The organism is Streptomyces lunalinharesii (assembly GCF_039532155.1).
Lineage (GTDB): Bacteria > Actinomycetota > Actinomycetes > Streptomycetales > Streptomycetaceae > Streptomyces > Streptomyces lunalinharesii.
The window spans coordinates 142,798-167,324 of record NZ_BAAARK010000013.1 but is presented as its reverse complement, the minus strand read 5'-3'; the positions used below and the strand labels follow the sequence as shown (position 1 = coordinate 167,324).

Sequence of the window (24,527 nt, the reverse complement as noted above, 5' to 3'; positions counted from 1 at the left end):
GTCCTTCAATAGACTGGTTGGGCCGCGTACGGCGCGGTCAGTTCCGTCATGCATCGCATGAGGGATAATTCCTTCTGCAAGCTCTCATTCAAGGACCGTGATCGACGTGAAGGTCGGCATCCCCCGCGAGGTCAAGAACAACGAGTTCCGGGTGGCTATCACGCCCGCCGGAGTCCACGAGCTGGTCCGCAACGGCCACCAGGTGTTCATCGAGAAGGACGCCGGCCTCGGCTCGTCCATCCCGAACGAGGAGTACGTCTCCGCCGGTGCCGCGATCCTCGACACCGCCGACGAGGTGTGGACCACCGCCGACCTGCTGCTGAAGGTCAAGGAGCCGATCGCGGAGGAGTACCACCGCCTCCGCAAGGACCAGACCCTCTTCACCTACCTGCACCTGGCCGCTTCCAAGGAGTGCACGGACGCGCTGCTGGAGTCCGGCACCACCGCGATCGCCTACGAGACCGTCGAGACCGCCAACCGCGCGCTGCCGCTGCTGGCCCCGATGTCCGAGGTCGCGGGCCGGATCGCCCCGCAGGTCGGCGCCTACCACCTGATGCGCCAGGCCGGCGGCCGCGGCGTGCTGCCCGGTGGCGTCCCCGGTGTCCAGGCCGGCAAGGCCGTCGTCATCGGCGGTGGCGTCTCCGGTTGGAACGCGGTGCAGATCGCGGTGGGCCTCGGCTTCCACGTCACCCTGCTCGACAGGGACATCAACAAGCTCCGCGAGGCCGACAAGATCTTCGGCACCAAGGTGCAGACGATCGTCTCCAACGCCTACGAGCTGGAGAAGGCCGTCGTCGAGGCCGACCTCGTCGTCGGTGCGGTCCTGATCCCCGGCGCCAAGGCCCCCAAGCTGGTCACCAACGAGCTCGTCGCCAAGATGAAGCCGGGCAGTGTCCTTGTCGACATCGCCATCGACCAGGGCGGCTGCTTCGAGGACTCGAAGCCGACCACGCACGCCGAGCCGACCTTCCCGGTCCACAACTCGGTCTTCTACTGCGTCGCCAACATGCCCGGCGCGGTGCCGAACACCTCCACCTACGCCCTCACCAACGCCACCCTGCCCTACATCGTGGAGCTGGCGAACCGCGGCTGGGTCGAGGCGCTGCGCCGTGACCCCGCGCTGGCCAAGGGCCTGAACACCCACGACGGCAAGGTCGTCTACCCCGAGGTCGCCCAGGCCCACGGCCTGGAGTACGTGGAACTGCGCACCCTCCTCGGCTAAAGGCGTCAACCGCACGCGTCAAGCGCCGCGCAACCGGCCGGGCCTCCTCGACGGAGCCCGGCCGGTCGCATGTGCGACGCGCCCCTGAGAGGGCCTTTGGTGACCATCCCTCAACTCGCCGTGAACGTAACCGTTTAACCGATTCGCGCACCCCCGAAACATCCGTCTTGTGCGCTGTGCACTCTTGACATCGGGGGGTTCCGTTACCGACACATCGGGCCGGGTCCGGCGGATTGTGTTGCTGCGGACGCCCGACACGCCATAGAGTCGCCAACCGTCGGCATGGTGCCACGCTGACCTATCGATAAGTTTCCTGGTCACATCCAAGGAGGTAAGACGACTTGTGAATGAGTCGACATTTACTCCCGGAAGTGGTCGGCCAGGAGCGGTTGCACGGGGCCAGGGTCCCTCGGGGCGCGAGGCTGTCGGCTCCGTAGCGGTCCACACCTTCGCAGCCCATCAGAGCACTTCCACGACAGCCCACCAGAGCATGGACGGCCAACACGTGAACGCCATGGCCGGCGACCGGGGCAGTGGACAACCCGCCCGTCTCGCTGACTACGACGACCTGCCCGAAGGGCACTTCTACGACCCGGACGCCGAGTACGAGCCGGACCCGGAATACGCGGCGACGCTCGCACCGGACGCGGCGCGCCAGCGTCGTGAGCGGGTCGGCCCGACCGGACGCCCGCTTCCCTACTTCCCCATCCCGGGGCCGTTGTCGGAACACGGCCCGGCGAAGATCATCGCGATGTGCAACCAGAAGGGCGGGGTCGGCAAGACCACCTCGACCATCAACCTGGGCGCCGCACTCGCCGAATACGGCCGCCGGGTACTGCTCGTCGACTTCGACCCGCAGGGTGCCCTGTCGGTCGGACTCGGCGTCAACCCGATGGAGCTGGACCTGACGGTCTACAACCTGCTCATGGAGCGGGGCATGTCGGCCGACGAGGTCCTCCTCAAGACCGCGGTCCCCAACATGGACCTGCTGCCCAGCAATATCGACTTGTCTGCGGCAGAGGTCCAGTTGGTCAGCGAGGTCGCCCGCGAGTCGACGCTCCAGCGGGCGCTGAAGCCGCTGCTGCCCGACTACGACTACATCGTCATCGACTGCCAGCCCTCGCTCGGCCTGCTGACCGTCAACGCCCTGACGGCCGCTCACAAGGTCATCGTGCCGCTGGAGTGCGAGTTCTTCGCGCTGCGCGGTGTCGCGCTGCTCACCGAGACGATCGAGAAGGTCCAGGAGCGGCTCAACCCCGAACTGGAGCTGGACGGCATCCTCGCGACGATGTACGACTCCCGGACCGTGCACAGTCGCGAGGTCCTGGCGCGCGTCGTCGAGGCGTTCGACGATCACGTCTACCACACCGTCATCGGCCGTACGGTCCGCTTCCCGGAGACCACCGTCGCCGGTGAGCCGATCACCACCTACGCCTCCAACTCCGTGGGGGCCGCGGCCTATCGCCAGCTCGCCAGGGAGGTGCTCGCCCGGTGTCACGCCGAGTGAGTCTGCCCGGAGCCGACGAACTGTTCCGCACCACCGGGGGAGTGGGCCTGCAACCGTCCTCCCCCCGCCGTACGAACGGTGGCGCGGCCACCGGGGGCGACGACGCCCGGGTGCCCGCGCCGGCCGGCGAGCCGACGCCCGCGTCGGACGCGCCGGAGGAGGCCCCCGCGGGGCGTCGGCGGCGGGCCGGTGGTGGCCCGGACGGCGGGGCGCCGGCCGCCGGCGACGGTGCCGCCGGTGCGGCGCGCAGCGCACCCGCCGCGGAGCCGGCCGAACACGGCGGCCGTGAGTCGGCACCGGAGGCCGCCGCGGGACACCGCACGCCGGCTGATCGGGCGGCCCGCGCCGAACGCGAGGCCGCGGCCTCGTCCGGCGCGTCGGGCCGCCGTCGGGGGCGCGGCGCCAACCGCCGCCCCAGCGGCCGGGAACGACACGACGAGAAGATCACCGTCTATGTCTCCGCCGAGGAGCTCATGGACCTCGAACACGCCCGCCTGGTGCTGCGCGGCGAGCACGGCCTCGCGGTCGACCGCGGCCGGATCGTGCGCGAGGCGGTGGCCGTGGTCCTCGCCGACCTGGAATCGCGCGGGGACGCCAGCATCCTCGTGCGGCGGCTCCGCGGCCGATAGGCCCCGCCCGCGCCCGCTCGGCCCGGCTGAGGGCGCCCGGGGCCCCGTCCCGGGGTGCGTGCGACACGCCCCGCGGGACCGGTCTCCGGCGCGCGGCGGGTTAGCCTGCCAGTCCGGCGGGGTGTCCCGCCGTGACCACCCCCCGCCTTGGTGCGGGACCGCAGCACCCTGGACCGCCATGCCGACGACCGACGACGACGCCCCCGCCCCGCGCCGTACCCGCCGCACCCTCGGACGGGGGCAGGGCACCCTCCTGGACGAGGCACCCGGGACGTCCGGCCAGACGGTCGTGGCGGAGCCCGACCCCGCGGACGGCGGTCGGACCACCGTGGTGGAGGCGGGCGCCCCCGAGCCCGTGGAGGGCGCACAGACGGCGGCGCCGACGACCCGGCCGCGGGGCGCGGAGGGCGGCGACGGCCGGTTCACGCTCCGGCTGGAGAACTTCGAAGGGCCCTTCGACCTCCTGCTCCAGCTGATCTCCCGGCACAAGCTCGACGTAACCGAGGTCGCGCTGTCCCGGGTGACCGACGAGTTCATGGCCCACATCCGGGCCATGGGGCCGGACTGGGACCTCGACCAGACCACCGAGTTCCTGGTCGTCGCGGCCACCCTGCTCGACCTCAAGGCGGCCCGGCTGCTGCCCGTCGCCGAAGTGGAGGACGAGGCCGACCTCGCCCTCCTGGAGGCCCGCGACCTGCTCTTCGCCCGACTGCTCCAGTACCGCGCGTACAAGCGGATCGCGGAGATCTTCAGCGGCCGGCTGGCCGAGGAGGCCCGGTGCTTCCCCCGTACCGTCGGACTGGAGCCGCACCACGCGGAGCTGCTGCCCGAGGTCGTGCTCGGCATCGGGGCGGAGGGGTTCGCCAAGCTCGCGGTGAAGGCCATGCAGCCCCGGGCGAAACCGCAGGTCTACGTCGACCACATCCACGCCCCGCTGGTCAGCGTGCGGGAGCAGGCCGAGGTGGTGATGGCGCAGCTCCGGGCGGCCGGTGCGGCCGGCTTCCAGGAACTGGTCGCGGACGCCCCGGACACCCTGACCGTCGTGGCGCGCTTCCTGGCGCTCCTGGAGCTCTACCGGGAGCGGGCCATCGCCCTGGACCAGGAGGAGGCGCTGGGCGCGCTGACGGTCCGTTGGACGGGCGCGGAGGGGGCCGCCCCACGGGTCACCGACGAGTTCGACCGGGCGGCCGGCGCCGCGGACGGCGGGACGGCGGGGACCGCGGACCATCCCCAGACGGACGAGGAGCAGGAGGAGCCGGCGTGAGCGGTGCGGGATACGAGATCACCGAGCAGGGGCCGGGGGAGCACCGCGGGCCCGAGGAGGCGCCTACGGGTGCGCTGGGCGTGGCCGGGCTGGAGCTGAAGCCCGCGCTGGAGGCCGTCCTCATGGTCGTCGACGAGCCGGCGACCGAGGAGCACCTGGCCCGGGTGCTCCAGCGGCCCCGTCGGGCGGTGGCGCTGGCGCTGCGCGAGCTGGCGGAGGACTACACCCGCCAGGGCCGCGGCTTCGACCTGCGGCTGGTGGCCGGCGGATGGCGGTTCGCCTCGCGCGCGGCGTACGCGGACGCGGTGGAGGGCTTCGTCCTGGATGGCCAGCAGGCCCGGCTCACGCAGGCCGCATTGGAGACTCTGGCCGTGGTCGCGTACCGTCAGCCGGTCAGCCGTTCCCGCGTCTCGGCCGTCCGTGGGGTCAACTGCGACGGCGTGATGCGCACGCTTCTCCAGCGCGGCCTGGTGGAGGAGGCGGGGACGGAACCTGAAACAGGTGCGATCCTGTACAGGACGACGAATTACTTTCTGGAGCGGATGGGCCTGCGCGGCCTGGACGAGCTCCCTGAGCTGGCCCCGTTCCTCCCGGAGGCGGACGCGATCGAGGGCGACTCCCCGGAAGGTATCCCGTCGTTCGACGTAGACGACAGCGGCGACTCTCAGACGGATCATTGATGCGAAGCAGCGGCAGTAACAGCAGGGGCACCGGCGGCGGTAAGGGCAACTACCGCGGCGCGGGCAACAAGCGGGACGAGAAGCAGCAGCGCGCTGGCCGCCCCCGTCCCGAGGAGCGCCGTTACGACGTCGGCGGGTCCGCGGGCGGTGACGAGCGCCGGGACGGCGGCAAGTCCGGCGCCCGGGGCGCGGCGGCCCGCGGCGGCGCCAAGGGCGGTCCCCGCACCGGCGCGTCCCAGGGCGGCCGGCCGGCCGGCAAGGGCGGTCAGCAGCGCGGCCGCGGCCAGGCCCCCGCGCGGCCCCGCGAGTACGACGCCAAGATCGAGGAGCGCAACCGCGCCCGCTACGACAACAAGCCGCAGGTCAAGACCCCCAAGACCTTCGGCGACCAGGAGGGCGAGCGGCTGCAGAAGGTGCTGGCCAGGGCCGGCATGGGCTCCCGGCGCGCCTGCGAGGAGCTGATCGACCAGGCCCGGGTCGAGGTCAACGGCCGGATCGTCACCGAGCAGGGCCTCCGGGTCGACCCGGGGAAGGACGAGATCAAGGTCGACGGCCTGACGGTCGCCACCCAGTCGTACCTCTTCTTCGCGCTGAACAAGCCCGCCGGCGTGGTCTCCACCATGGAGGACCCCGACGGTCGGCAGTGCCTGGGCGACTACGTCACCAACCGGGAGACCCGGCTGTTCCACGTCGGACGGCTGGACACCGAGACCGAGGGCATCATCCTGCTCACCAACCACGGTGAGCTGGCCCACCGCCTCACGCACCCGCGCTACGGCGTCATCAAGACCTACCTGGCCGCCATCCAGGGCCCGCTCCCGCGCGACCTGGGCAAGCGGCTCAAGGACGGCATCGAGCTGGAGGACGGCTACGCCCGCGCCGACCACTTCCGGGTCGTGGAGAACACCGGCAAGAACTACCTCGTCGAGGTGAGCCTGCACGAGGGCCGCAAGCACATCGTGCGCCGGATGCTCGCGGAGGCCGGCTTCCCGGTGGACAAGCTGGTCCGGACGCACTTCGGCCCGATCGCGCTGGGCGACCAGAAGTCGGGCTGGCTGCGCCGGATGACCAACACCGAGGTCGGGATGCTGATGCGCGAGGTCGACCTCTAAGGAGCGGCCCGACCGGCCCGGCCGTCGCTTGCGGGGGCCGCCCGCCACCCCTTAATGTCACCATGACGATTAAGGGGTGGTTTTTTCATGGCCGAAACGACGGGGGAAGCGATGCGGGCACCGGCGGGCGCCCGGACCGCGGCGACCGGCGCGCTCGTCGGGCTGGCGCTCGGTGACGCGCTCGGCTTCCCGACGGAGTTCGACGACGTACCGGCGATCCTCGCCCGGTGCGGTCCCTGGCGGGAGCTGGCGCTGCCCGAGCCCGCGCTGGTCAGTGACGACACCCAGATGACGCTGGCGCTGGGGCGCGCCGTCGGCGCGGCCCTGGACAGCGGCGCGCTGACCGCCGCGACGCTCCTCCCGCCGGTCCGCCGGGAGTACGTGGCCTGGTGGCGCTCGCCCGACAACGACCGGGCCCCGGGCGGCACCTGCCTGCGGGCCTGCGCCCTGCTCGCCGACGCCCGCCGCAGCTGGGTCGAAGCCAGCCAGATCGGCTCGAAGGGGTGCGGCGCCAACATGCGGGTGGCGCCCCTGGGGCTGGTGCCCGGACTCACCCCCGACCAGCGCGCCGGCGCCGCCCAACTACAGTCCGCGTTGACCCACGGGCACCCCACCGGGCTCGCCGCCAGCGACCTCACGGCGCGGGCGGTGCGCGCCCTCGCCGACGGCGTCGGCCCCGCCGAGCTGCCCGGCCTGCTGCGGGCCCACGCCCACGCGCAGCGCATCCGCTACCGCGAGGACTGGCTCGGCGACCTCTGGCGGCGCTCCACCTCCCCGTCCCCGACGACGTTCATCGCCCGCGGCTGGGACGACTGCCTGCGCGTCCTGGACCGGTTGGACGCGGCGCTCGCCGCCCCCGACCGGGAGGCCGACCCGTGCCTGGCCACCGGCGCCGGCTGGATCGCCGAGGAGGCGCTGGCCACCGGCCTGCTGTGCTTCCTGCTCTTCCCGGACGAGCCGGTCACCGCCCTGCGCCGGGCCGCCTGCAGCTCCGGCGACTCGGACTCGATCGCCTGTCTCGCCGGTGCCTTCGCCGGCGCCCGGCTCGGCGCCGACGCCTGGCCCCGGGAGTGGACCACCCGCATCGAGCACCGCGACGAACTCCTGGCCCTCGGGGCGGCCTGGGACGGCTGATCCCGGCCGTGCGGCGGCCCGGGCCCGGGGTGCTCAGTCCCGCAGCGCCGACGCGCGGCGCGTGCGGTGCAGGAAGTCCGCGACCCGGGCCCGGTCCGGGGAGTCGGGCAGCGGCGAGTCGGGCAGCGCTGCTGCCGCCTGCGCGCACAGCACCGACAGCCGGTGCTCGACCTCCTCCCACGGAACGTCGCCGCGGCGCACCGCCAGCATCTCCTCGCGGGCCGCGCCGACCTCCAGCGTCAGCACGCCGGTGCGGAGCAGGTCGCGGACGCCCGCCATCGTGCGCAGCAGGTGCATCGCCTGCTTCCAGCGCGGCGCCCCGCGCCGGGCCACGTCGGCCCGCAGCTCCTTGCACCGCCCGGCGGCGTAGCGGGCGTAGGTGTCGTGGACCGCGCGGGAGAGGAAGGCGCCGCGCAGCGCGAGCAGTTCCCGGCCGGTGGCGTCGACGTGCTCCACGAGGGGGGAGTGCAGGCACTCCAGGGCGGTGGGGTTGGCCCGCAGCGCCAGCTCGCAGAAGCGTTCCAGCTCCCAGGAGAACTGCTCCGGGCGGGGCCCTTCGACATGGGTCGGCGGCTTCTCGAAGCGCCAGAAGAGCGGGGTGGGCGCGAGGAAGACCCCGCGCCGGTCGGTGTCGCTGCCCTCGGTGGCCAGCCCGAAGGCGCGCGAGCCCATCACGCACGCGTAGACGGTGTGCTCGGTGACGAGCGCGTGGTGCGACGGGGCCGGCGGGCCGGCCGGATCCGCGGAAGGGGTCGGCATGACCGGATTGTCGCCGGGCGGGGGCGCCGCCGGCCACCGGTTTCCCGGGAGCGCGGGATCCGCTTGCCGGTGGCGCTGGTTACGCTGATCAGTGCGTACGCGGTCGTGTGCGCGTACGCACGACGCAGGGGAGCAGGGACGTGGCGGTACGGGCCGTGCGCGGGGCCGTCCAGTTGGAACGGGACGACGCGGAGCACATGCGGGAGCAGGTCGGCGCACTGCTCACCGCGCTGTTGGAACGCAACGACCTGGTGCCGGACGACCTGATCAGCGTGTGGTTCACCGCCACCCCTGATCTGCACAGCGACTTCCCGGCCGCCGCCGCCCGCGCCCTGGGGATCACCGACGTCCCGCTGATCTGCGCCCAGGAGCTGGACGTGGCGGGTGCCATGCCGCGGGTGGTGCGGGTGCTCGCGCACGTCGAGACCGCGCGCTCCAAGGCCGGTGTCGCCCACGTCTACCTCGGCGCCGCCGCGGCGCTCCGGAAGGACATCGCCCAGTGAGAACCGCACTCGTCATCGGAACGGGCCTGATCGGCACCTCGGCCGCCCTCGCGCTCAGCGCCCGCGGCGTGCAGGTCTACCTGGCGGACCACGACCACGCCCAGGCCCTGACGGCCGCCGCGCTCGGCGCCGGCACCGCCGAGCCGCCCCCGGGGACGGTCGATCTGGCCGTCGTCGCGGTGCCCCCGGCGCACGTCGCCGCGACGCTGGCCGACGTGATCCGGCGCGGCGCGGCGCGCGCGTACATCGACGTCGCCAGCGTCAAGGGCGGCCCGCGCCGCGAGCTGGAGGCGCTCGGCTGCGACCTGTCCGGCTACCTCGGCACGCACCCGATGGCCGGCAAGGAGCGCTCCGGGCCGCTGGCCGCCACGGCCGACCTCTTCGAGGGCCGCCCCTGGGTGCTCACCCCGTCCCCCGGCGGCGACACCGAGGTGCTCAACCTCGCCCTGGAGCTGGTGGCGCTCTGCCGGGCCGTCCCGGTGGTGATGGACGCGGACGCCCACGACCGCGCCGTCGCCCTGGTCTCGCACACCCCGCAGCTGGTCTCCAGCCTGGTCGCGGCCCGCCTCAAGGGCGCCGACGAGACCGCCGTCCGCCTGTGCGGCCAGGGCATCCGCGACGTGACCCGGATCGCCGCCTCCGACCCCGGGATGTGGATCGACATCCTCTCCGCCAACCCCGGCCCGGTCGCCGACGTCCTGGCCGAGGTCTCCGCCGACCTGGACGCCACGGTCCGCTCGCTGCGCTTCCTGGAGTCCACCGACGAGGACCGGCGCGGCACCGGCGCCGACGGCATCGCCGACGTCCTCCGCCGGGGCAACGCCGGCCGCGAGCGGGTCCCCGGCAAGCACGGCGCCGCCCCGTCCGTCTACGAGGTCGTCGCGGTCTACATCGGCGACCAGCCCGGTGAGCTGGCCCGGATCTTCGCCGACGCCGGCCGCGCCGGGGTCAACATCGAGGACGTCCGCATCGAGCACGCCACCGGCCAGCAGGCCGGCTTCATCCAGCTCATGGTGGAGCCGCAGGCGGTGCCGGGGTTGACCGCGGAGCTGCGGGAGCGGGGGTGGTCGATCCGGCAGTGACACCGTGGACGGCGCGCTCCGGGTGAGCCAGTAACCTTGTCCGAGGCCCCGGGCCCCTTCGTCGAACGCCCGACCGCCGGTCGACGACCGGATCCAGCGTCCTGGACCGCGCCCCGTGTGTATCAAGAAAGGTGTTCGTCACCGTGGAAACCGCCGACCGGACCGCCCCGGCTGCAGTGATTGTCGCCATCGACGGCCCCGCAGGCACGGGCAAGTCCAGCACGTCCAAGGCCGTCGCCGGCAAGCTGGGCCTGGGCTACCTCGACACCGGTGCGCAGTACCGCGCGATCACCTGGTGGATGCTGAGCAACGGCATCGACGTCAACGACCCGGTCGCGGTGGCCGACGCCTGCGTCAAGCCCGTGATCGTCTCCGGCACCGACCCGGCCGCGCCCACCATCACCGTCGACGGGATGGACGCCGCCGGGCCGATCCGCAGCGCGGAGGTCACCGCCGCGGTCAGTGCGGTCAGCGCCGTCCCCGAGCTGCGCGCCGTCATCACCGACCTGCAGCGCACCATCGCCGCCGAGGCGCCGCACGGCATCGTGGTCGAGGGCCGGGACATCGGCATAACCGTCCTGCCGGACGCCGACCTCAAGATCTTCCTCACCGCCTCCCCCGAGGCGCGGGCCGCCCGGCGCAACGGCGAGCTCAAGGGCACCAACGCCCAGCAGGCGACGGACCTGGCCGCCACCCGCGAGGCGCTGATCAAGCGGGACGCTGCCGACTCCTCCCGCAAGACCTCGCCGCTGGCCAAGGCGGACGACGCCGTCGAGGTCGACACCACCGACCTGACGCTGGATCAGGTCATCGAGTGCGTGGTCACCCTCATCGAGGGTGTCAGCGCCGAGAAGGCGGGGCGGGACATCCGGTGACCGACGGCGGCAAGACGCCGAGCCCCCGCGGGGCCGCGGTCGGCCGGCGGATCGGCATCGGACTGATGTACGGCCTGTGGAAGCCGCGGGTGCTGGGTGCCTGGCGGGTGCCGGCCTCCGGGCCGGTGATCCTCGCCGTCAACCACTCGCACGGCATCGACGGCCCGATGCTGATGGGCACCGCACCCCGACCGGTGCACTTCCTGATCAAGAAGGAAGCCTTCGTCGGTCCGCTGGACCCGTTCCTGCGGGGCATCGGACAGCTGAAGGTGGACCGCCAGGGCACCGACCGCAAGGCGATCACCGACGCGCTCGACGTGCTGACGTCCGGCGGAGTGCTGGGCATCTTCCCGGAGGGCACCCGCGGCGAGGGCGACTTCGCCTCCCTGCGGGCCGGCCTCGCCTACTTCGCGGTGCGCTCCGGCGCCCCGGTCGTCCCGGTGGCGGTGCTCGGCAGCACCGACCGCCTCAGCCGGCTTACCCCGGCCCTGCCGCGGCTGCGCGGCCGCGTCGACGTCGTCTTCGGCGACGCCTTCGACGCGGGCGACGGCAGCGGGCGGCGCACCCGTAAGGCGCTCGACGAGGCGACCGTACGGATCCAGGAGCGGCTGACCGCCCACCTGGCACAGGCCCGGCGCCTTACCGGGCGCTGACCGACACTTGAGCAGTGGGCCCGCCCTGGAGCGGCCCACCGACCACATGGATGAACGAGGAACGGACTTCATGAACGACCAGATCCCCACCGGCGACGAGCACGGGGCGCTTGGCGACGCCGAGTACGCGGAGTTCATGGAGCTCGCCGCGGAAGAGGGCTTCGACCTGGAGGAGGTCGAGGGCGACATCGCCGCGGCCGGCCACGGCCCGCTCCCGGTGCTCGCCGTCATCGGCCGTCCCAACGTCGGCAAGTCGACCCTGGTGAACCGCATCATCGGCCGCCGCGAGGCGGTCGTCGAGGACCGGCCGGGCGTCACCCGCGACCGCGTCACCTACGAGGCCGACTGGAACGGCCGTCGCTTCAAGGTCGTCGACACCGGCGGCTGGGAGCAGGACGTCCTCGGCATCGACGCGTCCGTGGCGATGCAGGCCGAGTTCGCCATCGAGGCCGCCGACGCGGTGGTCTTCGTCGTCGACGCCAAGGTCGGCGCCACCGACACCGACGAGGCCGTGGTCAAGCTGCTGCGCCGCGCCGGCAAGCCCGTCGTCCTGGTCGCCAACAAGGTCGACGGCGCGTCCGGCGAGGCCGACGCCGCGATGCTGTGGTCCCTGGGCCTGGGCGAGCCGCACCCGATCTCCGCGCTGCACGGCCGGGGCACCGGCGACATGCTCGACGCGGCGCTGGATGCCCTCCCCGAGGCGCCCGCGCAGACCTTCGGCACGGCCCTCGGCGGCCCCCGCCGGATCGCCCTGATCGGCCGGCCGAACGTCGGCAAGTCGTCGCTGCTGAACAAGCTCGCCCGCGAGGAGCGGGTGGTCGTCAACGAACTCGCCGGCACCACCCGCGACCCGGTCGACGAGCTGATCGAACTGGGCGGCAAGACCTGGAAGTTCGTGGACACCGCCGGCATCCGCCGCCGGGTGCACCTCCAGGAGGGCGCCGACTACTACGCCTCGCTGCGCACCGCGGCAGCCGTGGAGAAGGCCGAGGTCGCGGTCGTCCTGATCGACGCGGGCGAGTCCATCAGCGTCCAGGACCAGCGGATCATCACGATGGCCGTGGAGGCCGGTCGGGCCCTGGTCATCGCCTACAACAAGTGGGACAACCTCGACGAGGAGCGCCGCTTCTACCTGGAGCGCGAGATCGAGCGGGACCTGGTCCAGATCCCGTGGGCGATGCGGGTCAACGTCTCCGCGCGCACCGGCCGCCACATGGACAAGCTGGTGCCGGCGATCGAGACCGCGCTGGCCGGCTGGGAGACCCGGATCCCCACCGGGCGGCTGAACGCCTTCCTCGGCGAGATCGTGTCCTCCCACCCGCACCCCATCCGCGGCGGCAAGCAGCCCCGGATCCTCTTCGGCACCCAGGCCGGCACCAAGCCGCCGCGCTTCGTGCTCTTCGCGTCCGGCTTCCTGGAGGCGGGCTACCGCCGCTTCGTCGAGCGCCGGCTGCGCGAGGAGTTCGGCTTCGAGGGGACGCCGATCCACATCTCGGTGCGGGTGCGCGAGAAGCGCGGCACCAAGAACAAGAAGAAGTAACCGCGGTCCGGTCCGCGGGCGGCTCCCCGCTCCGCCCGCGGCGGGCCCGGCACGGGTCAGCGACCGCCGTGGGGCCGGGAGCCGTCCCGCGGCCCCGGCGGCAGCGCCGCCGGGAGCTGCCCCCGCGGCCGGAACGGCTGCCGGCCCACCACTTCCCACTGCCCCGGCGCCGCCGCGCCGTGGCTCCAGTTGCCGCCGCGCAGCGCCTCCGGCACCTCCGGCTCGTCCGTACGGTCCCCGGGCAGCGCCCGGAAGGTGCGGCGGTACTCGGCGTAGAGCGCGTCGTAGATCGGCGTGGCCGAACCGCGGTCGGCGAGGCGCGGCGCCCCGTGGTCACGGGCCGGGCGCATGCCGGGGATGGGATGGGGGAACTGGGCGCGGGGGGAGGGGTCGTATGCGTGCACGTAGGTGCAACGACCCCGATGCTCACGGGATGCGGCTTTCGGGGTGAAATGGCTGATCGCGGGTGCAATCGTGCCCCGTTGGGCGGTCATGCTCCCGCGATCGGACGACCGGATGCTCAGGTTCCGGCCAGCGGCATCGCCGCGGCGACCAACAGGCCCTTGGCGGCGGCCTGCTCCAGCGCCTGGCGCATCAGGTCCTCCCGCGGCTGATGGCCGATGGTGCCGGACGGCGCGGCGTACATCAGCACGGTCTTCTCCTTGTTGGCCGCGGTGCGCCAGCCGTCCGAGACGGCCAGCGGCTGGTGGGCCTGCCACCAGGCGGACTGGGCGCCGGTGGTGCCCGGCTGGAGCACGGCGTGCAGCTTGCCCATGGCCAGCAGCGCCGACCAGCCGGCGATCGGGGCGGGCCGCTGGTTCATGTCCGACACCGGGGTGAAGCCGTGCTCCAGGAGCAGCGGGAGGAAGTCGTCGTCCAGGCTGGTGGAGCCGGGGCGGGCGATCGGACCGTTGGGCTCGACCACGAGGGCCGGGTGCAGCTCCTCGTTGATCAGCACCAGCCCGCAGGTGATGCCGAGGGTGGCCTGGCGGTCGGTGGTGGGGAGCGGGGCGGCCGGTGTGCCCGGGGCGGGGGCGGCGTCCTCGCCGGTGATGGAGCGCACGGCCCCGCGGAGTTGCTCCTCGGAGACCGGCACGACCTGCGAGGGGATGCACGTGGCGTGGGCGAACGCGAGCACCGCGGTCTCCTCGCCGACGAACAGGACGGTGCTGGTGCGCTCCTGCTCGCTGTTGCCGGGCGTCCGGCAGGACGTGCAGTCGTAGCTGCCGGGGGCGTCCTCTCCGGCCAGCAGCCGGTCGGCTTCTTCGTCGCCGATCTCGGCGCGAACGTCGTCGCTGACGTCGAGCATGCGCGGCACGGGTGGCTCCTCGCTCTTCATGAACGGCTGCCGGGCGGTCTCCCGGCTCGTACAAAAACAACGGGCGACCCCCGGCAGAGTCACGCGCGGACGCGAACAGAATCGAACCACGCGGCGCATGGCGGGGAAGCGGTGCAAATCCGTCGTCCCAGTGGTCACGCACCGCCAATTCCTGCGCAGAACCTGGCGCAGGTGGCCGTGTTTTGTACACCGGACGGGGTGGGGTCGTCCCCTGGAAGGGCGCGGCGTGCAGGCGCCCGCCGACCCGCTGCCTACCGTCACCGGCTATGTCGGACAACTCTTCGGCGCCGCGGCGCCGCGTGGAATCCGTCGGGCTGCTGATCGCGGCGGCCGCCGCCCTCGTCCTGTGCCTGCCCGGCGGTGCCGCCGCCGACGGGGCGCCGGGCGGGGACGGCGGCGGAGAGGACGGCGGTCGACCGGCGTACGCCTGTGCCGACGACCAGTGGCCCTGGGGCTGCCTGGCCGAGTGCGAGAGCAGCGGCGACTGGCACATCAACACTGGCAACAGCTACTACGGCGGGCTGCAGTTCTGGCAGCCCACCTGGGAGGCGTTCGGCGGACTCAAGTACGCCAGGCGGGCCGACCTGGCCACCCGCGACGAGCAGATCGAAGTGGCCAAGCGGGTGCAGGCCGTCCAGGGCTGGGGCGCCTGGCCGGTGTGCGCCCGGCGCTACGGGCTGCTGGAGAGCAGCCGCACCCACGTCGTCCAGCGCGGTGACACCCTCGTCGGGATCGCCCGCCGACACCGGGTGGAGGGCGGCTGGCAGGCCCTGTACGACGCGAACCAGGACGCCGTCGGGGAGCACCCGAACCGCTTGCAGGTCGGCATCCGCCTCACGCTGAACTGAGCACGGGCCCGTGACCGGGGGCGGTGCGCCGCCCCCGGAAGAGTTCCCGCCGGGCCATACCGATGCCCTAACTTTTTCGGCACGACTTGGCCAATACCCCCAACCCTGAAGGCCGTTTCGCGGTCTTACCTTTCAACAGCCGGACACCGGGCGTCCGGACCACGGGGGGACCAGGACCAGTGCGAGGGACCAGGGGACGCGGGGACGGATGCACATCTCATTCCTGATGCACCACGCCTACGGTGTCGGCGAGACCGTCCGGGCCACCTTCGGCCTCGCGGACGCGCTCGCCGAACGGCACGACGTCGAGATCGTCTCCGTCCTGCGGCACCGCGACGCCCCGGCGCTCGACCTCGGCCCCCGGGTGGCGCTGCGGCACCTGGTGGACCTCCGGGAGCACGCCCCGGCCGGCGACCGCACGGACCCGGCGCACACCCGTCCCGCCAAGGTCTTCCCGGCCGCCGAACCGCGCTTCGGCCAGTACAGCGAGCTCACCGACCGTCGGATCGCCGACCACCTGCGCCGCACCGAGGCCGACGTGGTGGTCGGCACCCGGCCGGGCCTGACCGTGCACGTCGCCCGGCAGACCCGCCGCGGGCCGCTCCGGGTCGGCCAGGAGTCGCACTGCCTGGCCGTGCGCGGCCGGGAGCTGCGGCTGGCGCTGCGCGGCGCCTACCCGCGGCTGGACGCGCTGGTCACCGCCACCGAGGCGGACGCCCGCGCCCACCTGCGCCGGCTGCGGCTGCCCGGCGTCCGGGTCGCGGCGGTGCCGCGCGCGGTGCCGGCACCGCGGCTCGCGCCCGCCGACGGCACCGGCCGGTGGGTGGTGGCCGCCGGCCGGCTGACCCGGGCCAAGCGCTACGACGTGCTGGTCCGGGCCTTCGCGGCGGTGGTCGCGGCGCGTCCCGACTGGCGGCTGCGGATCTACGGCGGTGGGCCCGAGAAGCCCGCACTGCGCGCCCTGATCGACGAACTCGGCCTGTACAACCACGTCTTCCTGATGGGCCCGGCCGGCCCGCTGGAGTCCGAGTGGGCCAAGGGCTCCCTCGCCGTCGACCCGGCCGGTCGGGAGCCCGCCGGCGCGGCCCTCGCCGAGGCGATGCGCTGCGGTCTGCCCGTCGTCGCCACCGACTGCCCCTACGGGCCGGGCGAACTCGTCGAGGAGGGCGTCACCGGCCGGCTGGTCCCCGCCGGGCAGCCCGTGGCGCTGGCCACCGCCCTGCTGGAGCTGATCGACGACGACGCCGCCCGGGCCCGGCTGGGCGCCGCCGCGCTCGCCGCCTCCGCCCGCTTCGACCCGGTGGCGGTGGCCGGGCGGCACGCCGCGCTCTTCGAGGAGCTGGCCGCCCGGCGGCGCGGCAACGGACTGCGTGGTTCCCTGCACCATGCGCGGGGAGCCCTGATCGGCGGTGCGTACGCCGCCAAGTACGCCACGGGGCACACCGCCCGTGCCGCGATGAGAGGGGTGCGGACGGTATGAACGCATCGACGCAGTCGCCCGTGACCGGGCCCGGAGCGGCCGAGCGCCCGCGGCGGACCGCCGCGGCGGGAGGAGGGGCGCCGGTGCCCGTGGACCTGAAGGCCGACTGCATCGCGGACTCCGCGGGCGGCCTCACCTTCGACCTGAACGTCCCGCAGGGCACCGGCACCACCTGGAGCGCGGCCCTGGTGCTGCGGCTGCGGGCCGGCGCCGACGACACCGGTGCCGTCGAGGGCACCGACGCCGACGAGGTGCGGCTGCCGCTCGGGCCCAACGGTCCCGACCGGCTGCGCGCGGTCCTGCCCAGCACCGTCGCGCTGGCCGAGGGCCGTTGGCACGCCTACGCCGACTTCGGTGACGGGGTGGACCCGCGCCGGTTGCTGCCCGGCGTGAACGACCTGCGGTCGCTGGTGGACCGCAGGCCGCTGGCGGGCATCGGCCGGCTCGGGGTGCGCATCCCCTACGCCACCAAACTGGGCAACCTCGCGCTGCGCAGCTGGTTGCGCGGACCGCACGCCGAGGCCGGCGACATCCACGTCGCCCCCGAGGGCCTCACCGTCACCGGGCGCCTGTACGGGGCGAGCCCGACCGCGGGCGCGCACGCGCAGGCGCGCGCCCGCCGGGCCGGTCCGGACCCGGTCGCCGTCCCGTTGACGGTGGACGGTCCGGACTTCCGCTTCACCCTGCCCTTCGAGGAGTTGGCCGCCCGGTGGCGGCAGGGCAGCGAGCCATGGGACCTGTGGTTGTGCCCCGCCGCCGAGGTGCCGCCCGTCCGGATCGCCCGGCTGCTGGACGACGTCCCGGAGAAGAAGCAGGTGTTCAGCTATCCGGCGCTGTCGGTGCCGGCGGCCGACCGCGAGCTGCGGATCGGCCCGTACTACACGCTCGACAACGACCTGGCCGTACGGGTCAGCGGCCCGGCCGGCGAGGAATAGACCGGCGCGAGGTCCGGCGGTGGCCGGTTCAGGCCCGGGGCTTCCCGGCCTGGGGGAGGGCGGCGGGCCAGTCGGTCAGCTCCGGGTGGTGCAGGTCGAAGGCCGGGGATTCCGAGCGGATCCGGGGCAGCGTGGCGAAGTTGTGGCGCGGCGGCGGGCAGGCGGTGGCCCATTCCAGGGACCGGCCGAAGCCCCAGGGGTCGTCCACGGTGACGCGGGTGCCGTACTGCCGGGTGTGCCAGACGTTGTAGAGGAACGGCAGGGTGGAGGCGCCGAGGAGGAAGGCGCCGATGCTGGAGAGGGTGTTCAGGCCGGTGAAGCCGTCGGCGGCCAGGTAGTCCGCGTAACGGCGCGGCATGCCGGCCACGCCCAGCCAGTGCTGGACGAGGAAGGTGGTGTGGAAGCCCACGAAGAGCAGCCAGAAGTGGAGCTTCCCCAGCCGCTCGTCGAGCATCTTGCCGGTGAACTTCGGCCACCAGAAGTAGAAGCCCGCGAACGTCGCGAAGGTGACCGTCCCGAAGACCACGTAGTGGAAGTGGCCGACGACGAAGTAGCTGTCGGTGACGTGGAAGTCCAGGGGCGGGGAGGCCAGGATGACGCCGGTGAGCCCGCCGAACAGGAAGCTCACCAAGAAGCCCACCGACCACAGCATCGGGGTCTCGAACGACACCGAGCCGTGCCACATCGTGCCGATCCAGTTGAAGAACTTCACCCCCGTCGGCACCGCGATCATGAACGACAGCAGGGAGAAGAACGGCAGCAGCACCGCTCCGGTCGCGAACATGTGGTGGGCCCAGACCATCGCCGACAGCGCGGTGATGGCCATCGTCGCGCCGATCAGGGTCACGTAACCGAAGATCGGCTTGCGGGAGAAGACCGGGATGATCTCGGTGATGATCCCGAAGAACGGCAGCGCGATGATGTAGACCTCGGGATGGCCGAAGAACCAGAACAGGTGCTGCCACAGCAGCGCCCCGCCGAAGCGGGCGTCGAAGACCACCGCGCCGAACTTCCGGTCCGCCTCCAGCACCAGGAGGGCGGCGGCCAGCACCGGGAACGCCATCAGCACCAGGACCGAGGTGAACAGGACGTTCCAGGTGAACACCGACATCCGGAACATCGTCATGCCCGGTGCCCGCATGGTGATGATGGTGGCGATGAAGTTGACCGCGCCGAGGATGGTGCCGAAGCCGGAGAACGCCAGCCCCATGATCCACAGGTCGGCGCCGATGCCGGGCATCCGGACGATCGAGTTGAGCGGGGCGTACGCGGTCCACCCGTAGGAGGGGGCGCCCTCAGGGGTGAGGAGGCTGGACAGCACCATCAGGCCGCCGAAGAGGTAGAACCAGTAGGCGAGCATGTTCAGGCGCGGGAAGGCGACGTCGGGGGCGCCGATCTGGAGCGGCATGATCTCGTTGGCGAAGCCGGCGAAGGCCGGGGTGGCGAAGAGCAGCAGCATGATCGTGCCGTGCAGCGTCACGGCCTGGTTGAACTGTTCGGCGCTGATCAGTTGGAGTCCGGGGCGGGCCAGCTCGGCGCGCATCAGCAGCGCCATCAATCCGGCCACGAGGAAGAAGCCGAACGACGTGATCAGGTAGAGGTGCCCGATCTTCTTGTGGTCGGTGGTCGAGAGCCAGTCGGCCAGGACCGCCCCGCGACGTCGCGCCCGGTGCGGCCCGGCGCCCTCCCGAGAGACCTGACTGACCATCGGTTCCACCTCGCTGGCGGGGGCGTATCGGTGCCCGGTCATGATGCGCGGGGGCCGGTCGCCAAGCGAGGGGGCGCTCCGGTCCGTTCCGGTGGGATCCGCGCCGCTGCCCGGCCGTCCCGGGGCGATGTGCGGGAAATGTGTGTGGAATGTGTCTCGTTGGGCAATTCCAGGACGGCCGGAAAAGGGCGTTAGATATGAGGAATCCGGGACGGTCGGGCGATTAATCCCGGCGGACTGTCCGGCCTTGCCCGAAGTGGCGGCACACGCTTCCGCTTCTGATCAAGGGGGAATTCCGGACGCTTTGTATTCCCCTCGGATGCGGGGTGTGCGGCGCGTATGGGGGAGGTACGGGCGGCAATCGCAGGGGCGTTCGCCGTGACAGAAGTGTGACCAATGGGGGACCCGTGGGTCACCGCGGTGTGCGAGGGGCGGGCCTTCCGTGGGCCGCCGCGGGCGCCTACGGTGGCTGCCATGGCACCGAACCTTCCTGGCGACACACCGGAAACCCGAGACGACCCCGAGGTCTACGTGGGCCTCACCCAGGAGGCCGCACAGGAGCGGGCCCGCCAGCAGGGCTGGAGCACCGTCCGGGCGGTCCCGCCGGGCGCGATGCTCACCATGGAGTACCTCGTCGGCCGGATCAACTTCGAGGTCGAGGACGGCGCGGTGGTGCGCAGCTGGCGCGGCTGACGCCGGCCCGGCGGCCCGCCGGCCGGCCCGCCCGGGCCGCCGACGACGAAGGCCCCGACCGCTCCTGCCGGGAGCGGTCGGGGCCTTCGTGGTGCCGGGCGGGGTGCGTACCGGGCCCGGCGGGGTCGTCAGCCGGTGCCGTTGCGGGGGCGGCCGCCGGTCGGGCCGAACGGTGCGCTGCCGCGCGGGACCCGGTCCGCGTGCGGCGGCCGGCGGCTGCCCGTCGGGGTGATCGGGGTGCGCTCGGCGCGCGAGGTGTGCGGGCGCGGCGGGTGGTGCGGCCAGCCCTCCGGTGCGTGGGTGGTGCGACCGGTGGTGGCGCCGACCGCCTCGCGCACCAGGACCTCCCCGTCCGGGGAAGTCCGCTGGCGGGACATCTCGGAGGCCAGTGCGCCGGCCGGCAGCGGGCCGCGCAGCGAATTGGGCCGCAGGCGCAGCCACAGCCGCAGCAGGATGCCCATGAGTCGGTCCTCGACCCAGGTGATGCCGGGCTCCAGCCACGGCATCGCGAGCAGCACCAGCAGCCCGGCGGCCCAGCCCAGCAGGACGTCGCTGACCCAGTGGGTGCCGAGGTAGACGGTGGTCATCCCGACGCCCAGCGCGCCCAGCGCGGCGATCACCGACAGGGTGCGGCGGCGCAGCGGGGTGGTCGCGATGTAGGCCAGCACGCCCCAGGTGACGACCGCGTTGGCGGTGTGACCGGAGGGGAATATGTCGCCGCCGAGCCACATCTCGTTGGAGCCGACCACCGTCGCGTAGTGCGGGCCGAGGCGGCCCATCCCGAGCTTGGCGGCGCCGACCGTGATGTTCAGCAGCAGCAGCGAGGCGCCGAGCACCAGCAGCGGGTGGAGGTTGCGCTGCCGCCAGCAGCGCCAGCCCAGCCAGGCGGCCACCGCCAACGCGGTCGGCCCGCGCTGGCCCAGGACGACGAAGTAGTCGAGGAAGGCGTGGACCTCCGGCCACTGCTTGTACGGCCGGAAGAGCATGAGCTGCCAGTCGATGGCGACCAGGGGGGTGTTGGCGAGCACCCCCGCGACGATCGCCGCGTACACCGCCAGCGTGCCCCAGAACAGCCACAGGCGGGTCCGGGTCATGCGCGGCGGTCTGACGCGATCGGTCGGGAGGCGCTCCTCCATCTGGTCGAGCTTGTCATCGGTACGCACTCAAACGACGTTACCGCGTGTGATGTATGCACTTGGTCAAACCGTGCGCTTTGTAATGACGATGTGATGTGGAATGGGTCTCAATCCGGGCCGGGCCGCCGGGATTTCGAAGAGAATTTCCGGGGTACTGGATTCTGTTCCAGCCGTCCGCGTGTCGCCGGCATAGGTGTTTATCTGTTTTTCGACGGCGGAGTTTATCCGCCATTCGCGCGGGCGTCGCGGCGTGTTTTCCTCGGACCGGTGATTACGGAACGAGATCTTCCGGTCACGGCGGACCCGAGCCGTTGAGCCAGAACGCCCCGTAGACCGCCGAGCCGACCGCCACCGCGCCGATGACCAGCCACGCCCGCATCGGGCGCCATCGGGCCAGCCCCGCCGCGAGCGGCAGCAGCAACGGGAAGGCCGGCATCATCAGGCGCGGCTTCGACCCGAAGTAGCCCTTGGCGGTGAGCGCGATCAGCAGCACGGTGCCGCCGTAGACCGCCAGCGGCAGCGGCTGGCCCTTGCGCACCCCGTGCACGTACAGCCAGATCACCAGCGCGACGCCGACCAGCAGGCCGAGGCCGGCGGCGAACGCGGGCCCGGACAGTTGGTGACCGATGAAGGTGGCGAACGCGATGCCGCCGTCGAAGCCGTTGTGCCAACCGGCCTGGATGTCCAGGTAGCCGGTGAGTGACCCCTGGCGGGCGCTGACCCACACCACGTATGCGCACCAGCCGAGCGGGGCCAGCAGGACGCCGAGCAGCATCCGCCGGTGCCGGCCGTGGAGGAAGGCGCGGAGTCGGACCCCGCCGGCCCGCTCGTTCGCCACCGTCACCGCCGCGGTGATCCACACCGCCGCGACCACCGCGGCGCCCACCGGGCGGGTCAGCCCGGCCAGCGACGCCAGGACACCGGCCCAGACCCAGCGTCCGGTGAGCACGCAGTAGACGCCCCAGGCCGCGAGGGCGGTGAACAGCGACTCCGAGTAGGCCATCGACTGGACGATCCCGACCGGCAGTGCGGCCCACAGGGCGGCGAGCGCCACCCCGGCCCGCGGCCCGTGCAGGCGCTCGCCGGTGGCGTACAGCGCCACCGCCGCGGCCAGCGACGCCAGCCAGGCCACCGCCATGCCGGCGTCCGCGGCGGAGAGCGGGGTGAGGGCGGACAGGCCGCGCTCCAGCCAGGGCAGCAGCGGGAAGAACGCCAGGTTGGAGTGGACGTCGCCGTTGGCCAGGTGGACGGTGTAGCCGTAGCCCTGCTCGGCGACCCGGGTGTACCAGAGGGAGTCCCAGCGGGCGGTGAGCAGCGTGTGCCAGTTCTTGCCGTTGGCGGCTGACCAGACCATGAGGACGACCAGCCCCAACGACCGGATCGCCGCGTACGCGGCCAGGCCGGGGACGGCACGGCGCAGCGCGGCGCGGACGGCGGGCGGACACAGGGCCCGGCCGGGTGCGGCGGTGGAGGCAAGATCGTTCACCCAGTCGATTATCCAGGTGGCCGGGGCCGGCCCGTCCGTGCCCGCCGGGGGAACGCCCGGGCTGCGACGAGCGTCTCACCGTGAGGTGGACCACGCGGGCCTCGGTGGGACTCGCGTAGTCTGACGTCTCCACTCGCCCGTGCCGCCGGTTCCGCCGGCGCGTCGTCGCGTCCTTGACCGCGCGGTCCGAGCGCAGCACGGCGAGCGCATGACAGGAGGTTCTGTATGTCAGGGACGAGCGCGTCCGGCAGGGGGCGGACGGCTGGTGTTCCCGGGCACACAGGCGGCGGCGTGAACCGCTGGACGGTGCTGATCGTGCTCTGCGTCAGCCTGCTCTTCGTCGCGCTGGACACCACCATCCTCTACGTGGCGGTGCCCTCCATCACCGAGGACCTGCGGCCCGGGCCGGTCGAGCTGCTGTGGATCGTCGACATCTACCCGCTGATCGCGGCCTCGCTGCTGATCCTCTTCGGCACGCTCGGCGACCGCGTCGGCCGTCGCCGCGTCCTGTTGCTCGGGTACGGGCTCTTCGCGCTGGCCTCGGCCGCCGCCGCGCTCGCGCCCAACCCGCAGATCCTGATGGCGGCCCGGGCCCTGCTCGGCATCGGCGGCGCCATGATCATGCCGGCCACGCTGTCCATCCTGCGCCAGGTCTTCCCCGACCGGCGGGAGCGGGCGGTCGCCATCGGGGTGTGGAGCGCGGTGGCCGCGGTCGGTGCCGCGGTCGGCCCGGTGCTCGGCGGCTTCCTGGTCGAGAACTTCTGGTGGGGTTCGGTCTTCCTCATCAACATCCCGATGATGGCGGCGATGTTCCTGATAGGGCGTTGGCTGCTGCCCGAGTCGCGGGGCGAGCGCAACGGCCCCTGGGACCTGCTGGGCGCGGTGATCGCGGCGCTGGGCGTGCTGGGCATCGTCTTCGGCGTCAAGCGGCTGGGCAGCGGCGCCCCGGTGCTCGGGGTGACCACGCTGGTGCCGATCGTCGTCGGCGTGGTGCTGCTGATCGTCTTCGTCCGTCGGCAGGGCGGCCGCACCCAACCGCTGATCGACATGCGGCTGTTCGCCCGGCCGGCGTTCGGCACCTCCATCGGCTGCATCGTGCTCGCCATGCTCGCCCTCGTCGGGCTCCAGCTGATCGCCGTCCAGTACCTCCAGTTGGTGCTGCACCTGAGTCCGCTGGAGACCGGGCTGCGGATGCTGCCGCTGGTGTTCTCCGCGATGGCCGCCGGGCTCACCGGCTCCAAGCTGTTGCAGGCCTTCGGCCCGCGGGTGATGGTCTCCGGCGGTTTCGCCCTCACCGCGCTCGCGGTCGTCTCGCTGACCGCGCTGGGCAGCCAGGACCACTTCTGGCAGCTGTCCCTGGGCTTCGTGCTGCTCGGCTACGGCTTCCAGTCGACGCTGTTCGGGGCGTACGAGTCGATGCTCAGTGAGGCTCCGGCCGCGCAGTCCGGCGGTGCGGCGGCGCTCGGCGAGACCGCCTACCAACTGGGCGCCGGGATCGGGGTGGCGCTGCTCGGCAGCGTGATGAACGCCGCCTACGCGCCCGGCCTGAACCACGTCGAGGGGGTCTCGGACCGGGCCTCCCGCTCGGCCTCGCACTCGCTGGGCGAGGCGTACAAGGTCGCCGCCGGCCTCGGGGACCACGCCCGGGAGGCGCTGCGGGTGACCGCCCGGGACTCCTTCATCCACGGGCTGCGGGTCACCCTCGTCGCCAGCGCGGTGCTGCTGCTGGTCGGCGCCGGGATCGCACTGCGACTGCCGCGCCGGGCCGCGGAGTCCACGGAGCGCGCGGACGCGGACGCCGCGGCAGAGGAGGGCGCCGGGTGCGAGGGCACGCCGGCCCCGGCGAGTTCCGGCCGCTGACCCGGAGGTGGGACGGCGGTCGTCGTCCGGCGGGTGACCCTTGCCGGCGCGCCGCCGGGGACCGTACCGTCGGACGCGCGTA

The 24,527-nt window shown here is 73.0% G+C and carries 22 protein-coding genes and 1 pseudogene; 17 read left to right on the top strand and 6 right to left on the bottom strand.

The genetic code is table 11. From position 1 onward, the window contains the following. The first annotated feature begins 106 nt into the window (after positions 1-106). The 7 genes from ald (at position 107) to ABD385_RS21240 (ending at position 7,548) form a co-directional block, all read left to right on the top strand. Complete coding sequence (ald, locus tag ABD385_RS21270; RefSeq protein ID WP_344578527.1) at positions 107-1,222, top strand: alanine dehydrogenase; 1,116 nt, start codon at positions 107-109, stop codon at positions 1,220-1,222. Positions 1,223-1,565: 343 nt separating this feature from the next. Next, entirely contained in the window at positions 1,566-2,729 is a 1,164-nt protein-coding gene (locus tag ABD385_RS21265; RefSeq protein ID WP_344578467.1) for a ParA family protein, read from the top strand. After that, positions 2,714-3,358 (top strand): hypothetical protein, encoded by a 645-nt coding sequence (locus tag ABD385_RS21260; RefSeq protein WP_344578465.1) that lies wholly within the window; start codon positions 2,714-2,716, stop codon positions 3,356-3,358. The genes ABD385_RS21265 and ABD385_RS21260 overlap by 16 nt, the downstream gene beginning before the upstream one ends. 178 nt (positions 3,359-3,536) lie before the next feature. Then, positions 3,537-4,622, top strand: a complete 1,086-nt coding sequence (locus ABD385_RS21255; protein WP_344578463.1) for a segregation and condensation protein A — start codon at positions 3,537-3,539, stop codon at positions 4,620-4,622. 17 nt (positions 4,623-4,639) lie between these two features. Next, entirely contained in the window at positions 4,640-5,302 is a 663-nt protein-coding gene (gene scpB, locus ABD385_RS21250; RefSeq protein ID WP_425585449.1) for an SMC-Scp complex subunit ScpB, read from the top strand. Continuing rightward, positions 5,302-6,414, top strand: a complete 1,113-nt coding sequence (locus tag ABD385_RS21245) for a pseudouridine synthase (RefSeq protein WP_344578446.1) — start codon at positions 5,302-5,304, stop codon at positions 6,412-6,414. Before scpB ends, ABD385_RS21245 begins: the two co-directional genes overlap by 1 nt. A gap of 111 nt (positions 6,415-6,525) precedes the next feature. Beyond that, positions 6,526-7,548, top strand: coding sequence for an ADP-ribosylglycohydrolase family protein (locus tag ABD385_RS21240; protein ID WP_425585448.1), 1,023 nt, complete (start codon positions 6,526-6,528; stop codon positions 7,546-7,548). A 33-nt stretch (positions 7,549-7,581) separates the two neighbouring features. On the opposite strand, the gene ABD385_RS21235 is transcribed toward ABD385_RS21240, so the two are convergent. Beyond that, positions 7,582-8,307: a nucleotidyltransferase domain-containing protein gene (locus ABD385_RS21235; protein ID WP_344578440.1), complete on the bottom strand. Its 726-nt coding sequence runs from the start codon at positions 8,305-8,307 to the stop codon at positions 7,582-7,584. Between the two features lie 140 nt (positions 8,308-8,447). Here ABD385_RS21235 and aroH point away from each other — a divergent pair, with 140 nt between their 5' ends. The 5 genes from aroH (at position 8,448) to der (ending at position 12,960) form a co-directional block, all read left to right on the top strand. After that, positions 8,448-8,810, top strand: a complete 363-nt coding sequence (gene aroH, locus ABD385_RS21230; protein WP_344578438.1) for a chorismate mutase — start codon at positions 8,448-8,450, stop codon at positions 8,808-8,810. Next, a complete protein-coding gene (locus ABD385_RS21225; protein ID WP_344578437.1) occupies positions 8,807-9,892 on the top strand; it encodes a prephenate dehydrogenase in 1,086 nt (361 codons plus the stop codon). The genes aroH and ABD385_RS21225 overlap by 4 nt, the downstream gene beginning before the upstream one ends. Before the next feature lie 131 nt (positions 9,893-10,023). Further along, complete coding sequence (gene cmk / locus ABD385_RS21220) at positions 10,024-10,767, top strand: (d)CMP kinase (RefSeq protein ID WP_344578435.1); 744 nt, start codon at positions 10,024-10,026, stop codon at positions 10,765-10,767. Then, positions 10,764-11,420 carry a lysophospholipid acyltransferase family protein gene (locus ABD385_RS21215; RefSeq protein WP_344578425.1) on the top strand — a complete coding sequence of 219 codons (657 nt, stop codon included), beginning with the start codon at positions 10,764-10,766 and terminating at the stop codon, positions 11,418-11,420. Before cmk ends, ABD385_RS21215 begins: the two co-directional genes overlap by 4 nt. A gap of 70 nt (positions 11,421-11,490) precedes the next feature. Then, complete coding sequence (gene der, locus ABD385_RS21210) at positions 11,491-12,960, top strand: ribosome biogenesis GTPase Der (RefSeq protein ID WP_344578423.1); 1,470 nt, start codon at positions 11,491-11,493, stop codon at positions 12,958-12,960. 56 nt (positions 12,961-13,016) lie between these two features. On the opposite strand, the gene ABD385_RS21205 is transcribed toward der, so the two are convergent. Both ABD385_RS21205 and ABD385_RS21200 read right to left on the bottom strand, forming a co-directional pair. Beyond that, positions 13,017-13,310: a hypothetical protein gene (locus tag ABD385_RS21205; protein ID WP_344578422.1), complete on the bottom strand. Its 294-nt coding sequence runs from the start codon at positions 13,308-13,310 to the stop codon at positions 13,017-13,019. Positions 13,311-13,480: 170 nt separating this feature from the next. Continuing rightward, the gene (locus ABD385_RS21200) at positions 13,481-14,278 is read right to left on the bottom strand and encodes a hypothetical protein (RefSeq protein WP_344578420.1); all 798 of its coding nucleotides are present in this window, start codon (positions 14,276-14,278) and stop codon (positions 13,481-13,483) included. Between the two features lie 287 nt (positions 14,279-14,565). Between ABD385_RS21200 and ABD385_RS21195 the strand changes: the two genes are divergently transcribed. From ABD385_RS21195 to ABD385_RS21185, 3 genes are all read left to right on the top strand, one after another. Beyond that, on the top strand, positions 14,566-15,147 hold the full coding sequence (locus ABD385_RS21195) for a transglycosylase family protein (RefSeq protein WP_344578417.1): 582 nt from the start codon (positions 14,566-14,568) through the stop codon (positions 15,145-15,147). 208 nt (positions 15,148-15,355) lie between these two features. After that, a complete protein-coding gene (locus ABD385_RS21190) occupies positions 15,356-16,627 on the top strand; it encodes a glycosyltransferase (protein WP_344578414.1) in 1,272 nt (423 codons plus the stop codon). A gap of 83 nt (positions 16,628-16,710) precedes the next feature. Then, positions 16,711-17,562: a hypothetical protein gene (locus tag ABD385_RS21185; protein WP_344578411.1), complete on the top strand. Its 852-nt coding sequence runs from the start codon at positions 16,711-16,713 to the stop codon at positions 17,560-17,562. A 27-nt stretch (positions 17,563-17,589) separates the two neighbouring features. Here the strand turns inward: ABD385_RS21185 and ctaD are convergent. Further along, positions 17,590-19,270: pseudogene (ctaD, locus tag ABD385_RS21180) on the bottom strand (aa3-type cytochrome oxidase subunit I); the annotation flags it as partial. A 474-nt stretch (positions 19,271-19,744) separates the two neighbouring features. Between ctaD and ABD385_RS21175 the strand changes: the two are divergent. Then, a complete protein-coding gene (locus ABD385_RS21175; protein WP_344578408.1) occupies positions 19,745-19,963 on the top strand; it encodes an I78 family peptidase inhibitor in 219 nt (72 codons plus the stop codon). A 128-nt stretch (positions 19,964-20,091) separates the two neighbouring features. On the opposite strand, the gene ABD385_RS21170 is transcribed toward ABD385_RS21175, so the two are convergent. Both ABD385_RS21170 and ABD385_RS21165 read right to left on the bottom strand, forming a co-directional pair. Beyond that, positions 20,092-21,126, bottom strand: coding sequence for a phosphatase PAP2 family protein (locus tag ABD385_RS21170; protein WP_344578407.1), 1,035 nt, complete (start codon positions 21,124-21,126; stop codon positions 20,092-20,094). Between the two features lie 265 nt (positions 21,127-21,391). Beyond that, the gene (locus ABD385_RS21165) at positions 21,392-22,585 is read right to left on the bottom strand and encodes a mannosyltransferase family protein (protein WP_344578405.1); all 1,194 of its coding nucleotides are present in this window, start codon (positions 22,583-22,585) and stop codon (positions 21,392-21,394) included. A gap of 225 nt (positions 22,586-22,810) precedes the next feature. Here ABD385_RS21165 and ABD385_RS21160 point away from each other — a divergent pair, with 225 nt between their 5' ends. Further along, positions 22,811-24,445 carry an MFS transporter gene (locus ABD385_RS21160; protein WP_344578404.1) on the top strand — a complete coding sequence of 545 codons (1,635 nt, stop codon included), beginning with the start codon at positions 22,811-22,813 and terminating at the stop codon, positions 24,443-24,445. Positions 24,446-24,527: the final 82 nt, after the last annotated feature.

Bases quoted from the DNA above. Each gene is read 5' to 3' on its own strand.
- ABD385_RS21255 (WP_344578463.1), top strand. From the start codon at position 3,537: ATGCCGACGACCGACGACGACGCCCCCGCCCCGCGCCGTACCCGCCGC.
- ABD385_RS21245 (WP_344578446.1), top strand. From the start codon at position 5,302: ATGCGAAGCAGCGGCAGTAACAGCAGGGGCACCGGCGGCGGTAAGGGC.
- ABD385_RS21240 (WP_425585448.1), top strand. From the start codon at position 6,526: ATGCGGGCACCGGCGGGCGCCCGGACCGCGGCGACCGGCGCGCTCGTC.
- ABD385_RS21235 (WP_344578440.1), bottom strand. From the start codon at position 8,307: ATGCCGACCCCTTCCGCGGATCCGGCCGGCCCGCCGGCCCCGTCGCAC.
- der (WP_344578423.1), top strand. From the start codon at position 11,491: ATGAACGACCAGATCCCCACCGGCGACGAGCACGGGGCGCTTGGCGAC.
- ABD385_RS21205 (WP_344578422.1), bottom strand. From the start codon at position 13,310: ATGCGCCCGGCCCGTGACCACGGGGCGCCGCGCCTCGCCGACCGCGGT.
- ABD385_RS21195 (WP_344578417.1), top strand. From the start codon at position 14,566: ATGTCGGACAACTCTTCGGCGCCGCGGCGCCGCGTGGAATCCGTCGGG.
- ABD385_RS21190 (WP_344578414.1), top strand. From the start codon at position 15,356: ATGCACATCTCATTCCTGATGCACCACGCCTACGGTGTCGGCGAGACC.
- ABD385_RS21175 (WP_344578408.1), top strand. From the start codon at position 19,745: ATGGCACCGAACCTTCCTGGCGACACACCGGAAACCCGAGACGACCCC.
- ABD385_RS21160 (WP_344578404.1), top strand. From the start codon at position 22,811: ATGTCAGGGACGAGCGCGTCCGGCAGGGGGCGGACGGCTGGTGTTCCC.